This is a genomic window from Methylobacterium sp. CM6241, from assembly GCF_054817845.1.
In genome coordinates, this window is the sequence record NZ_CM139246.1 from 468,010 (window position 1) to 482,035 (window position 14,026).

The following is a 14,026-nucleotide window of genomic DNA, read 5'->3' on the forward strand; positions in this document are numbered from 1 at the left end:
GAGGAGGCGGCCTTCGGACATGAGAAGGGGCTGCCTCGACAGCAGCCCCCCTTTTGATGGCGAGTGGATCAGACCACGAACGATCCGTTGTCCAGGGTCTGATGGCCCTGGAGCAGAACGGCGAAGTCCGCCGCTCCATCGCCATTCGTGTCGCCCTGGATGAGGGTGTTGCCGCCACCGAACTTCGTGCGCAGTTCGCCGGCCTGACCCGAGAAGGCGTCCGTTCCGACGAACTGGAAGCCCTGATCTCCGGCCTGTCCGAAGTCCGCGTCGATCCCGCTGAGGTCGATGCGATCGCCCTCGGCGAAACCGAAGTCCTTGATGATGTCGCGTCCGGAAACCGCGACGTCACTGTCGGTGATGGCCTTGAACACGAAGGTGTCGGCCCCGTCGCGGCCGAAGAGGAGATCCCGGCCGTCATCGCCGTAGATCGCGTTGTCGCCGGCATTGCCGTAGATCTGATTGCGACCGACATTTCCGTTGGCGGTCAGATCGTCCGAACCGTAGAGCACCAGTTTCTCGATGTTGGTTTCCATCGTGTGGCTGACGCTGGACCGAACCGTATCGAAGCCTTGGCCCGGCTGCTCAAGGGCACGATCGCCTGCGTTGTCGATGACGTAGGTGTCGCTCCCGGCGCCACCGATCAAAGCATCGGCTCCGGTACCGCCCAGCAACGTATCGTCGCCGTCGCGACCCACCAGCGTATCGTCTCCGGCGCCGCCGCTCAGACGATTGTCGCCGTCATTGCCGGTGATGCGATTGTCGAGGTCATTGCCGCTGCCGCTCAGGTCGCCATTGTCTCTCAGGACGAGGTTCTCGACATTGTCCGACACGGTGTAGCTCACGGACGAGCGAACGGTATCGTTGCCCTCGCCTGCCAACTCGATGACCTGATCTCCTGCTCCATCCACGGCGTAGACATCGTCGCCGGCACCTCCCTGCAGGATGTCGTCGCCGACGCCTCCTTGCAGGACATCGTTGCCAGCGCCACCGGTGAGACGATCGTTCCCGGCTCCCCCATCCAGCCGGTTGTCGGCGATATTGCCGGTGATGCTGTTGTCCAGCGCGTTACCGGTGCCGTCGACGGCGCCCATCCCGGTGAGGACGAGGTTTTCGATCGTGTCGGGCAGGGTGTAGGTGATGGAGGACAGAACGGTGTCGGTTCCTTCATCGGCGCCTTCGACCACCGTGTCGCCGAGGGAATCGACGATGTAGCTGTCGTTGCCGAGTCCGCCGATCATGGTGTCGTTACCGGCACCGCCGACAAGGAAGTCGTTACCGGTGCCGGCGGTGATCGTGTCGTTGCCCTGACCGGCGTTGTAGTAGAAATCCTGGCCGGCACGGAAAGGCGGGAAGAACGTCAGCGCGTCGTCCCCATTGGTCCCGAGCACGACGCCCTCGAACGTATTGCCACGCTGTGTGCCCGAGACGAGGTCGCGGACGTCGAAGGTGATGCCCTGCGTTCCGGCGACGAAGGTGATGCCCTCATCGTCGTAGCGGGAGATGGGCCCCGTCAGATTGCCGTCGGCATCCTCCGCCTGGACGCGGACCGCGAGCCCGCCATCCTGGTTGGTCAGGCTGCCGGCATCGTTGGTGTTGCCGTTGCCCACTTCGGCCGAGGTGAAGGTCAGGCGCACGTTGCCGGCACCACCGTCGGCGCGATCGAACCGGACGGTGTCGTTGCCGTCGCCGAGATTCACCTGGTCACTGCCATCGGTGGCGATGCTGACGCCGAAAGTATCGTCGCCGTCGCCGCCGAAGACGGTGTCGATCCCGGAGCCGCCACCGATCGTGTCGTTGCCGCCGCCCGTCGAGATGACGTTGTCGCCACCGCCGCCATACACGACATCGTCCGCCGACCCGGTGGTGAGCGTGTCGTTCCCGTTTCCACCCGTCAGCTGCGCCCGGACATTGCCGGTATCGACGACATTGTCGCCGGTGTCGGACAGGTTGAAGTTCACCGACTCGAAGCCATAGATCACGGTACCGTCGGACGCCCTGCCCGTGCCGTTTTCATCGAGCGTCAACCTGATCGGGGTTGCCGAGCCGGCAACCGGTCCGTTGAAATTGAAATTCACCGACAGGGAATCATTGCCCTCGCCGCCGACCAACCGATCGAGCTTGCCGCCGGTCACCGTGTCGTCGCCCGATCCGGCGCGAACGACATCACGCACAGGATTGATCGAACCTGCGAAGATGTTTGCGGGGCGATCGACCGAGTCGATCGTATCGTTGCCGCCGAGGCCATTGATGGTGTCTTCGTCTTCGGTGCCGTTCAGGACGTTGTCGCCGTTATCGCCATTGATCGTAGCCATTGCGTCGTCTCCCTTACGCGCTGCCTGAGATGCATATGCGGCTCGCAGGCTTGCGGTCGGGCTGGTACGGATGGCTAACCACGAAGGTTTCAGAATTCGAAAATAATATCCGGCGACCCCTGATCTTATCTCTTGTTAAGCGTGGCAGTTTACTCCCAGGAGAGAATGAGATGAATTCTACGCATTGGATGGATTAAAACGAAGATTGCTCATGAACGGCAGCCGCTAGCGCTCGTTCCCCGTGTTCCGCCGGCAGCGGACCAACCACATCGTCACCGCCGCTATTCTGCCGCCGGCCGATCCAGCCTGAGGAGACGCGCGGACCGCGTCCGCAGGGGCCGGCGCTCGGGCTCGGCGCCGGTGACGAGGGAACGGCGGGCATCCGCGATGGCGCCGTGCACCGCATCGATGGCCAGGATCAGGGCGTTCATCGCGCGGGTGTCGACATTGCGCTCGCGGGCGTGCTGGACGACGTCGGTGACGAGATCGTCGGTCTCGCGAACGAGGCCGTCCAGCTGCTCCCTCGTGGTGGCCGAGCGGATGTCCCTGAGGATGTCGAGCAGCCGGTCGAGGACCACGTCCACGCGCTCGCGGCGCTGGCGGGCGAGGCGCTGGCCGAGCCAGGCGATGCCGGAGCCGATCGTGCCGCCGAAGAAGGCGAGGAGGTAGACGTAATCCTCGTAGCGTTCGAACAGGGTCTGCTGCTCGCGCTCGAAATAATCGACCGCGCCCGGATGGTTGGGCAGGCGGGCGCTGGTGGCGGCCACCGACGTCTCGAAATCCGGAGCCTTCATCAGGTTGGCGATGGGGGCGTTCGGCGCGAGTTTCGAGCGCCATTCGAACAGGTGCTGAGTCACGGACGCCACCGAGTAGCGGCTCACCGCGCCCCGCGCCATCAGCCGGTAGGAGGCGCCCACCGTCTTCACGTCCTCATCGGGGCGCTTGGGCCGGCCGCCGAACGTACCCGCTGGGATCGTCGCCGATTGCAGTTCCGGCATCCGCTGCACGATCGCGTCGCCATCGGGGACGGAGACGATGGTGATCTTCTTCTCGTGGGACGCCATCTCCACCGCCCGCACCGTGGAAATCGCGGCCTTCGAGGTCGGGGCCGCGATGACGGCGACGGCATCCACGGTGCCGGCCTGCAGGGCGGCCGTGACCTCGCCGGGCTTGAGCGGCACGAGGGCGATATGGCTGGCGGCGAGCGTCTGACCGGGTTCGGGCGCCGGCACGGCCGTGAAATCGTAGAAGGCGAGGAGATTGGTGACGAAGGGCCGGTCGGCGGCGTGGCGCTCGACGATGCCGAGGCGCTTCTTCGCAAGGTCGGGGAAGCTCTCGATCTCGCTCGCTTCCGGCGTGGCGATGAGCAGCGTCTCCTCGTGCAGGAGGGCCAAGGTCAGGCCGTTATCGGGCAGGAACACGTCGGGTCGGACCACGGCGAGGTCGGCGCGACCCGCCTGGAGCGCCGCGGCGCTGTCGCGCACGTCGTCATAGGCCCGCACGTTGAGGCGCACGTCCTCCCGTGCCCGGCTCAAGGCCTGGGCGTAGGTTTCGAGCAATTGCGCCTCGGCCCCGTCGCGAGGACCGACCGCCACCGTGAGAACGGTCGGGCGCGACAGGTAGACCACGGCGGCCGCCAGGACGGCGAAGCCGAGGCCGAGCGCGACCAGGAGCCACTCGCGCTTCAGGAGGAATGCCGGCATGACATGCATGCGTCCTCTCGGGGTAAGACAGGAAACCGGTTCACGGTCGAGACGATGCGCGACATGATCCTGAAACCTGTCCGAAGCGTGATGAACCGATGAACGCTCGAAACGTTGCAGCGGGTCGGCCTGGGCCCTCTCGTGAGGCAAAAGCTACGCCCCGCGAGGCAAAATCTGATACCCGCGAGGCAAAACCTACGCCGCCGGTCACGGCCGCGTATCTGGAGCGCGTCGCCCTGCACTATCTGGAGCGCTACAGCGCCTCCGTGGCGATGCTGCGCCAGACCTTGGAGCGCCGGGTCGCCAAGAGGTGCCGGCTCCGGGACGAAGACCCGGCCGCCTTCGCCGAGACCGTCGCCGCCATCGTGGAGCGCGCCCGTTCCTCCGGCCTCGTGGACGATGCCCGGTTCACCGCCGCGCGGGCCGCGACCCTGCGTCGGCGCGGGACCTCCGCCCGCGGCCTCGCGGCCAAGCTCGCCGCCAAGGGGGTCGACCGGACGCTGATCGCCGAAACCCTGGAGACCGAGCGCGACCGGGGCGAGGAGGAAGGCACCAATGCGGAAGAGGTGGCGGCCCGCGCCTATGCCAAGCGCCGCCGCCTCGGCCCGTTCCGCCGCCCCGACCTCCGTGCCGCCCACCGCGACAAGGATCTCGCCTCGATGGCGCGGGCCGGGTTCTCGTACGGATTGGCGAAGGCGGTCGTCGATGAGGAGGTGAATGCGGAGGACGGGCTCGACCGGTGATGGAGGTATCTCCGTCAGCCGAGCGGTGCTTCCGCCTCTCCCCGCACGCCTAGGGCATTCACACCTCTCGCGCGCTACGCGGCCCTCCTCCCCAGCGGATCTCGGGCCTGCCCGAGATCCGTCGAGCTTGTGGGGAGGAGTTGGAGGTGGGGGTGGTTGGGCGACCCTCACGCTGCGGAGGCTGGCGGAGCCACCCCCACTCCTAACCTCTCCCCACAAGGGGGAGAGGGACGCGCGATGCCTGCTGAACGCGGCGGCTCCACGCGCGGGGAAAGGGGCCTGCGCACCCTGCGGCATTTCCGACCCGGCCCGACAAAAACTTGAACGAAACACGAACGACGCGCATGTCCCTGTCATGGACGAGACCCTCGCCAAGAAGCTGCGCATCCTGGCCGATGCCGCGAAATACGACGCCTCCTGCTCCTCGTCGGGGGCACCCAAACGGGTGGCGGGCAAGGGCGAACTCGGCTCGACCACGGGCGCCGGCATCTGCCACGCCTACACGCCGGACGGGCGCTGCATCTCGCTCCTGAAGATCCTGCTGACCAATTACTGTCTGTTCGATTGCGCCTATTGCGTGAACCGGCGCTCCTCCAACGTCGCTCGCGCCAAGTTCACCGTCGAGGAAGTCGTGACCCTCACGGTGGAGTTCTACAAGCGCAACTATATCGAGGGTCTGTTCCTCTCCTCGGGCATCATCAAGTCGCCCGACCACACGATGGAGCTGCTGACGCGGGTGGCCAAGAGCCTTCGGCGCGACCACGGCTTTCGCGGCTATATCCATCTGAAATCGATCCCGGAGGCGAGCCCATGGCTGGTGGAAGAGGCGGGGCTCTATGCCGACCGGCTCTCGATCAACCTCGAACTCCCCACCGATGCCAGCCTGCACCGGCTGGCGCCGGAGAAGAACGGCCCGGTCATCCAGAAGGCGATGAAGCAGATCGGCGCGCGGATCACCGAGGCGAAGGCCGAGAAGCGCCGGTTCTCGCCCGCCGGCCAGTCGACGCAGGTCATCGTCGGCGCGGACACCACCACCGACGAGGCGCTGATCCGCAAGAGCGCCCTTCTCTACGGTTCGTTCAACCTGAAGCGGGTCTATTACTCGGCCTTCAGCCCGATCCCCGACGGCTCGGCCATCCTGCCGCTGAAATCCCCGCCGCTTCAGCGCGAGCACCGGCTTTACCAGGCCGATTGGCTGATCCGGTATTACGACTTCTCCGCCGACGACGTGGCGGATGCCGCCGAAGACGGCATGTTTTCCCTCGACATCGATCCGAAACTGGCCTGGGCCCTGAAGCACCGGGGGCGTTTCCCCGTGGACGTGAACGTCGCCGACCGCGAGATGCTGCTGCGGGTGCCGGGCCTCGGTGCGCGTGCGGTGGACAAGATCGTGAAGGCGCGCCGCCACACACGGCTGCGCCTCGACGACGTCGCCCGCCTGACCTCCGGCCTCAAGCGCGCCCGCCCGTTCCTGATCGCCGCCGATTATCATCCGGGCCCCGGCGGGACCGACCGGCTGGACCTGCGCGCCAAGCTCGTCGAGCCGGCACGGCAGCTGAGCCTGTTCTGATGGACCGCGATGGTGAGCATCACCCTCCCCCCTCTGCGGGGGAGGGTGCCTGCGGAGCAGGCGGGAGAGGGGACGACCTTTCCGGAGATGGCGCTCCCCTCTCCCGACCCTCGCTCACGCGAGGGCCACCCTCCCCCGCAGAGGGGGCAAGGTCGGGTGGATCACTCCAAACGATCACCCTCCGCGAGGGCGCCGATCTCGACGGGTTCCGCACCGCAGCGCGCCGGCTCGCCGCCGCATCGGTCCCGCCCGATAGAGTAGTCTGGTCCATCGGGCAGGCCCCCGGCCTGTTCGGACAGGTCTCCCAGCCAGAATCCGGCTCCGATGCGCCACTAAGCCTGCCGCGCGCGGCGGCCGACCTGATCCGCATGGTCGTCCCGCATCGCGATCCCGAGCGCTACGCCCTGCTCTACACCCTGATCTGGCGCATCACTCACGGCGAGCGTGGCCTGCTGGAAGTGGGAAGCGACCCGCTGGTCCATCGGCTGGACCGGATGCGCAAGGCCATCGCCCGCGACCTGCACAAGATGCACGCCTTCCTGCGGTTCCGGCGGACTGAGGCCGACGGTGTCGAGCGCTTCGTCGCCTGGTTCGAGCCGGACCATCACATCCTGGAGGCGGCAACCACGTTCTTCGTCTCGCGTTTCCGGTCGTTGCACTGGACGATCCTCACGCCGGACGGCTCCGCCCATTGGGATGGGGAGACCCTGACCTTCGGCCCGCCGGGACGACGCGAGGATGCGCCCGAGGCCGACGGGTTCGAGGCCGGCTGGCGCGATTATTATGAGAGCACGTTCAACCCCGCCCGCACCAACCTCGCCGCCATGCGGGCGGAGATGCCGAAGAAGTATTGGCGCAACATGCCGGAAACAGCGGCGATTCCCGGCCTCGTCCGCGCCGCCTCAGCCCGCACGGAAGCCATGATCGAACGGGAGCCGCAGATGCCGACCAAGCGTAACCCCGCCAAGGCCGTCGCCGCCATGTCCGACCAGGATCCCACCTCCCTGGAGGAGCTCAACGCCATCATCCGGCGCTCGGAGCCCCTGGTGCCGGGCGCGACCCAGGCCGTCCTCGGCGAAGGCCCTGCCCATGCCGCCATCGCCTTCGTCGGCGAGCAGCCGGGCGACCAGGAGGATCGGCAGGGCCGCCCCTTCGTGGGACCGGCCGGGCAGCTCCTGTCCCGCGCCATGGCGGATGCGGGCATTCAGCGGAACGCGGCCTACCTCACCAATGCGGTCAAGCATTTCAAGTTCGAGGAGCGCGGCAAGCGCCGCATCCACCAGAAGCCCACTGCCGGCGAGGTGAGCCATTACCGCTGGTGGCTCGACCGGGAGCTGGATTTCGTGGCCCCCAAACTCGTCGTGGCCCTGGGCGCCACCGCCGTCCTGGCCCTGACGGGCAAGGCGATCCCCATCACCCGCGCCCGCGGCCCCGCTTCTTTCGGCAAGCCCTATGAGGGCTTCATCACGGTGCACCCCTCCTACCTCCTGCGCCTCCCCGACGAAGCCAAGGAAGACGCTTACGCGGCCTTCGTGGCCGACCTGAAACGGGTCGGGGATCTGGCGCGCACGCTGGGGGGATAGCGGCTTGGCCACGGGATCCGGCGCTACGATCGATGACCTTGCCCTAGCTGCGGGTACGACCTGCGCATTCGGGTGTCACGGGTCCGCCTGAGATGCCTCGGGTAGGATAGAAAAGTCTGATGACCGTAGCGACCCCGGAAGAAGGATCGTCCGCCCGAGTGGACGTCACGCAGCGACCCAGCCAGAGCATGGCGTGTCGGACCGTCACCCGACGATCGGCAGCATGACGAGATGCGAGATCGGGACATACGGACCAAGAGACCTTGCCGACCAAAAGACCTTGCCGACCGAAAGATCTTGCCTCCTCATCCCAGATCTCTGAGGCCTGTGAGGCTTCAGGACGAGAGGGTGCCCGAATCCTCGGCCCCCTCTCGTACGCCGGCCTCCCGGTACGGAAATGCGAGCACGACCCGTGTGCCGGGCTGCAGATCCTGCCATTCCGGTTGACCGCCGAGTTGGCGACCGAGCCCGGTGATCACCGTCATGCCGAGGCTCTTCGACCGCGACGGGTCGAAGCCCGCTGGCAGGCCGACGCCGCTGTCGCAGACTTCGAGACGGAGCCGTCCCGGCTCCTCCCGCGTCACCGAGACCCGCACTTCGCCGGCCCCATCGGGATAGGCATATTTGAAGGCGTTCGTGACGAGCTCGTTGACGATGAGCCCCAACGGCACGGCATGGTTCGTCGCCACCATGACCGGTGCGACCTCGCAGGTCAGTCTGTGGTTCGGCCCCACCGATGCGCCCAGATGTTCGCAGAGCTCCGCCAGGAACTCGGCCAGATCGAGGACCTGGACCTCGTCCGTGCGCCATAGCCGGTCGTGCACCGTCGCGATGGTCAGGACCCGTCTCCGCGCGTCGCCCAGAGCGGCGCGCAAGACGGGATCGGTCGCCATGTCGCCCTGCATGTTCAGGAGGCTCGCCACGATCGAAAGGCTGTTCTTCACCCGGTGGCTGATTTCCCGCGTGAGAACCTCCTGATGCGCCAAGGCCTGCCGTAGACGGGCTTCCGTCTGTTGCAGCTCCTCTTCCGTGCGGTGCCGGTCGATCGCGCCGCCCAGCAGGTTGGCGAACCCCTGGAGGAACGCGATATCGGCCTCGGTGAAGCGCCCCTCCGTCGGACTGTCGACTTCGAGGACACCGAACGGCTCGCCCTCGCCACGGATGATGACGTTGATCGCCCGCTGGATCCCATGGTCTTCGAGCACTTTGGGCGTGCGGAAGCGGCTTTCGCCCCCGAGATGGTTCGAGATGACCGGTTGCCCGGTCTGAAAGGCGTAACCGGATGGGCTCGCCGCATCGGCCCCCGTCCTTGCGATACCGACGATTCCGGGTTTCCAGCCGATCCCCGCCTGCACCACGAATTGATGCTCGGCGGGCAAGTATTCCATGATCTTGCAATACCGGCTCTGGAGCCCCTGCGCGCAGACACGCGTCGCCTCCTGCAGGAGCGTGTCGATGACGCGCGTCCTGAGCGCGAACAACCCGAACTCGGCGGTGAGTTCCTGCTGGCGAAGCCGGTAGGCCAGCTGCTCCGCGGCTCCGCCTCCCTGCTCCATGGGCACCCCCGGAGGCGTCGATCGATCTGCCGTCATGTCCGGCTTTCTTCCCAGCGGGGCCGCGGCCTCAAACAGCCAAGGCTTTCCCTGCGATCCCAGTGTGATCTCACGAGATGTGACTCGTCGAGCGCCCTCGATTCACGCGGTCGTGCCTCCATCAAACTCTTCAGACGCTGCGGGGATGCATGGTGGCGGACAGACGGTTCCCACGGGCAGGCATGCTTGCGCCGTCGCCTGGATTGTTTCCGCGAGGATTCGGGATTGCGAAAAGTCGCGAAGGCCGGACCCGAGGGGGTTCGAGAGGGGACGATCCCGCATTCCCGATCCGGGCCAGTCGCCCGATGGGGAGTTTGCCTTCTGCTAACCGAAGCGGTGCATCCTGATGTCGAGCCAAGTTGCGTATCGGCTCCCGTCGTGTGGACACGACACGATGCACCCCGCCGACCCCGTGAGCAGATCGGGGCGGCGGGGCTGCTTCAGGATAAGACGACCGTCGACCTCGCCCCTAACCACGCAGCCGCCGCGCCTCGTCACGCGTTCGGGCTTCGCACGGGGATCATCATCAACCCGGTCAGGATGAGGGCCGGCACGAAGATCGACCAGAAGGACAGGGCCGCCACGCCGAAAGCCCCGGCCAACGCCCCCACGGCGAAAGCCAGCACGGCCGAGAGCGTCCGCTTCAGGCGGGTATTGGTCTGAGCAGTGGCGCGCGCGCCGCAGAAGCGATCGGTCAGGTCGATCACGGCCTGCGTGACATTCACGGTCATCACGGTCGTCGCCGCCAGATGACCGATGACGAGACGGCCGATCCCGTTCTGAATGCCCATGGCGGCGACGCCCAGCATGCCCACGGTGATCGCCGCGATGCCGTCCGGCGATCCGAGGGGCGACAGGGCGATGCCCGCAACCGCGAAGGCGATGAGAACGGCAGCCTCGAAGGCCAGCAAAGGCCGAAGCGGCGCCACCCCTCTCCGCTCCAGGACCAGGGTGACCAGTCGCGTCAGGGCGACGGCCAGGATGAAGACCGGCAACGCCAGCAGTTTGGCGATGACGCCGCTGGATGTGGACATCAGCTCCGCACCGATGAGCACGAAATTGCCGGTCACATGCGCCGTGAAGAGGCCGGTGAGGGCGATGAAGGCGGCGGCGTCCACGAACCCCGCAGTGAAGGCGAGGCCGGCACCGATCAAGGTGTCTCCATGATCCCGAACGGGCATTCCGCGCCTCTGATCTTCCCGGGCCTTTGATCTTCCCCGGGCGCAAGGCCTGCCGAAGGCGAGCGCGCTCACCTTCGGATCGGCGTCACTCGAAGCCGATCGCGCAACCGGCTCGGGCCTGTCGCGTGCGGATCGGCTTCGACCGGGCCTCGGCTCAGGCCGAACGTGTCCCTCAGGCGGTAGCGGCCTTGCGCGGACGGCCCGCCCGCTTCGGCTTCTCGGATACCGGAGCGTCGTCCTGAACGACCGTCTCCTCCGGTTCGGGCGCAGGGGCCCGGCGCGGCTGCCCGAGGCCGAGCGACCGGGCGAGTTCCGAGCGTTGCGCCGAGTAGCTCGCGGAGGTCATCGGGTAATCGGGCGGCAGGCCGTATTTCGCCCGGTAGGCTTCGGGGCTGAGACCACGGAGGGTCAGATGGCGGCGCAGCGTCTTGTAGGGCTTACCGTCTTCGAAGCTGATCAGAGCGTCCGGGGAAATCGATTTCTTGATCTGCGCCGGTGTCGCCTTTTCGATCTTGTCGGTCTCGGTTGCCTCCGATCCTCTGGAAGCCAGACCACTGATCGCGGCGTGAATGTTGTTTAGCAGATCAGGCAGCGCGCTTGCAGGTATCGAGTTGTTGGAGACGTAGGCGGATACGAGGTCGGCCGTGAGTTCGATATAATCGGCCTGAAATTCTTGGGCATCATCGCTCATGTGGTAGGTACTCCTGCCAATCCATCAAAGGCTATAGATTGACTTCGGCGAGAATGACAATCTTTCAAGAGCTATAATTCCCTGGGCAGGAACCGTTGGTATAAAACCGGACAGAGCGCTGTTTTTCAGTCATCGCACACAAACATTTATTAACGAACGTCTTATTTTCGCCTCATATAATCAGTGCCCATCTCATAATACTGACTTTTCCCGGAAAAGACTTTTCCATATTTTTCAATTCTCTCGCAGCACAAAAGCAAGTCGCCAGAATGCATATTGAATTACAATGCGATGGAAATGATAGACTTGATCGCGCGGTGAAGTGGAAAACATGACACTCAAGTAAAACTACGCCGGACCGCCCCGGATAATGGTCGATCCGCAAGTCCGGCGGCGAGGTTTCGAAAAGGGGCCCGGTGCGGCACGGGATCCCGATGACGAGATCGTTCCGGTCAGCGCGGAGAGCGGGATACGACCCGGTAGAAGATCCCGATCGCGATCAGAAACACGGCGAGGCCCGCCGTTTCGGTGACGGTGGAAAGCTCGGGACCGGCGATCGTCAGGGAGGCGCTGCGTCCGGTGACGGTATCGGCGGCGGCGAGCAGGACGCCGACGAAACTCTCGCCCACGAGAAAGCCCGATGCGAGCAGGATTCCACGGCGACGCACGGCCTCATAGGCGGACTCGGCCCCCTCCCCCTCGAACCGCTTCCGGAACGACCGCTCGCTCAGCCACGCGATCACGCCTCCGATCGCGATCGTCACCACCACGTTCAGCGGAAGATAGATGCCGATGCCCACCGTGAGGGCCGGGAACACGCGCCCGCTTCGGCGCAGCCGCGCCTCCACGGCGACGAGGGCGGCGCCCAGCCCCATACCCGTCAGCACCATGTTCCAGGGCAACTCGCCGTGAACGATGCCGCTGGCGATCTGCGTCATCAGCGCCGCCTGAGGCGCCGGCAGGGCCATGCTCGCATCCATGCCGTCTCGCGGCAGGGCGCCGACGAACCCGTAAGCGTTGTAGAGGAGCGCCAGCAAGGGACCGATCACAAGGGAGCCGACGCCGACACCCGCGACCAGCACCGCCTCCTGCCGCCAGGGCGTGGCGTCCACGAGTTGGCCGGTCTTCAGATCCTGCAGGTTGTCGTTGGCGATCGACGCCATGGTGACGATGACCGAGGCGACCAGAAGCGCCAGGCCGATGACGAAACGGTCGCCTTCGGGTCCCGCGCTCCGTCCGATGAGGAGCGGCAGCAGGAGAGCCACCAGCATGGTAGTGAGAATGCCGATCCCCGAGATCGGGCTCGACGACGAGCCGAGGAGGCCCGCGAGATAGCCGCACGCCGCCGCCATCAAGAAGCCGAACCCCGCCGCAAACACGGTCGCCACCACGATCAGCACGGGATAGAGCGCGCCGAGTTCGGCCCCGGCCGAAAACTGGTCGAGCAGGAGCGCCATCGGCAGCATGAGGGTCACGGCCGCTCCGCCGACCCAGGTGATCGGAATGTCCCGCTCCTGGCGCGGCAGGTCGCGCAGGCCCCCATGGCTGCCGCGAGCCGATGTCAGGGCGGCGCGGATGCTCGCCAGGATCGGCCGCGCCAGCGTCGCCACGGTCCAGGCGCCGCCGACCGCGATGATCCCGGCTCCGATCAGGCGGACGCGGTCCGACCACACCGCCTCGGCGGCCGCGCCAGGGTCCATCCCCTCCCCCTGCCCGAGGGTCGTCAGGACCGGGACCGCCACCCCCCAGGCGATGATCACGCCGGTGAGCAGCGCGAGGCAGGCACCGATGCCGACGAGGTAGCCGACGCCGACGAGGGCAAGGGAAAAGCCGGTCCCGAGCCGGAACACGGCCCCACCGGCCTGCAGGGTGGTGTGGAGACCCTCGCCGAGGACGCGCAAGCCGCTCGTCGCGACTGCGATCAGGGCCGCCGCCCCTCCGGCGCGGAGCAGATCGCGCAGACCGTGCCGGCTGCCGTCTCCGTCCTCGGTTCCGGCACCGGCCTTCAGCACCTCGGCGGCGGCCACGCCTTCGGGAAACGGCAGCCCGGCCTCGGCCACGAGCGCCCGCCGCAGCGGGATCGAGAAGGCGACGCCGAGCAATCCGCCGACGAGGCAGACCCCTCCGGTCTGCCAGAACGGAAATCCCTGCCAATGGCCGATCAGCACGAGGCCGGGCAGGACCAGGATGACGTTGCAGAGCGTGCCGGCGGCCGAGGCCTGCGTCTGCACGATGTTGTTCTCGAGAATCGAGGTCTCGCCGAACAACCGCAGCAGGCCCATCGACAGCATCGCGGCGGGAATCGACGACGAGAACGTCATGCCGGTCTTCAGGCCCATATAGACGTTGGCGGCCATGAACACGATTGTGATGGCCGCTCCGAGCACCAGGCCTCGGAGGGTCAATTCCCGGAAACGCCGCTCTTCTCCGTGAAGCTGTCGGCCGGTCCGCGCATCCATCGATCATGCCTCATCGGCCCATCGGGCTCGTCATCGGTGAGTGAAGCGGCGGCGCGCGATACGTCCGGGATGGCGCTCTTCGGGTCATCGGCCTCGCCTGAACCCAATCCAGTATCAGGCAAGGCACCTTGATTAACATCTGCATAATGCTTGATCGAAGTTAGTTTTAACCGAGGTTACCAATGCAAC

General features: G+C 66.2%; 9 protein-coding genes. 3 read left to right on the forward strand and 6 right to left on the reverse strand.

Annotated features, from left to right (window positions below):
• Window positions 1–68: 68 nt before the first annotated feature.
• Together ACYQR9_RS02245 and ACYQR9_RS02250 are read right to left on the reverse strand one after the other, a co-directional pair.
• Window positions 69–2,315 carry a calcium-binding protein gene (locus ACYQR9_RS02245; protein ID WP_461228552.1) on the reverse strand — a complete coding sequence of 749 codons (2,247 nt, stop codon included), beginning with the start codon at window positions 2,313–2,315 and terminating at the stop codon, window positions 69–71.
• 281 nt (window positions 2,316–2,596) lie between these two features.
• A complete protein-coding gene (locus ACYQR9_RS02250) occupies window positions 2,597–4,027 on the reverse strand; it encodes a TAXI family TRAP transporter solute-binding subunit (protein WP_207413329.1) in 1,431 nt (476 codons plus the stop codon).
• Between the two features lie 89 nt (window positions 4,028–4,116).
• On the opposite strand from ACYQR9_RS02250, the gene ACYQR9_RS02255 reads away from it, so the two are divergent.
• The 3 genes from ACYQR9_RS02255 (at window position 4,117) to ACYQR9_RS02265 (ending at window position 7,914) form a co-directional block, all read left to right on the forward strand.
• Window positions 4,117–4,761: a RecX family transcriptional regulator gene (locus tag ACYQR9_RS02255; protein ID WP_461228553.1), complete on the forward strand. Its 645-nt coding sequence runs from the start codon at window positions 4,117–4,119 to the stop codon at window positions 4,759–4,761.
• Between the two features lie 355 nt (window positions 4,762–5,116).
• Entirely contained in the window at window positions 5,117–6,331 is a 1,215-nt protein-coding gene (locus ACYQR9_RS02260) for a putative DNA modification/repair radical SAM protein (RefSeq protein WP_461228554.1), read from the forward strand.
• Window positions 6,331–7,914 carry a UdgX family uracil-DNA binding protein gene (locus ACYQR9_RS02265; protein WP_461228555.1) on the forward strand — a complete coding sequence of 528 codons (1,584 nt, stop codon included), beginning with the start codon at window positions 6,331–6,333 and terminating at the stop codon, window positions 7,912–7,914. Before ACYQR9_RS02260 ends, ACYQR9_RS02265 begins: the two co-directional genes overlap by 1 nt.
• 335 nt (window positions 7,915–8,249) lie before the next feature.
• Here ACYQR9_RS02265 and ACYQR9_RS02270 read toward each other — a convergent pair whose 3' ends face one another.
• The 4 genes from ACYQR9_RS02270 to ACYQR9_RS02285 all read right to left on the reverse strand — a co-directional run bounded on the left by ACYQR9_RS02270 (window position 8,250) and on the right by ACYQR9_RS02285 (window position 13,837).
• Window positions 8,250–9,506 (reverse strand): sensor histidine kinase, encoded by a 1,257-nt coding sequence (locus ACYQR9_RS02270; RefSeq protein WP_461228556.1) that lies wholly within the window; start codon window positions 9,504–9,506, stop codon window positions 8,250–8,252.
• A gap of 494 nt (window positions 9,507–10,000) precedes the next feature.
• Window positions 10,001–10,687, reverse strand: coding sequence for a YoaK family protein (locus tag ACYQR9_RS02275; protein ID WP_461228557.1), 687 nt, complete (start codon window positions 10,685–10,687; stop codon window positions 10,001–10,003).
• Between the two features lie 172 nt (window positions 10,688–10,859).
• Window positions 10,860–11,378, reverse strand: coding sequence for a Ros/MucR family transcriptional regulator (locus ACYQR9_RS02280; RefSeq protein ID WP_461228558.1), 519 nt, complete (start codon window positions 11,376–11,378; stop codon window positions 10,860–10,862).
• A 452-nt stretch (window positions 11,379–11,830) separates the two neighbouring features.
• Window positions 11,831–13,837, reverse strand: coding sequence for an OPT family oligopeptide transporter (locus ACYQR9_RS02285; protein ID WP_461228559.1), 2,007 nt, complete (start codon window positions 13,835–13,837; stop codon window positions 11,831–11,833).
• Between the last annotated feature and the right edge of the window lie 189 nt (window positions 13,838–14,026).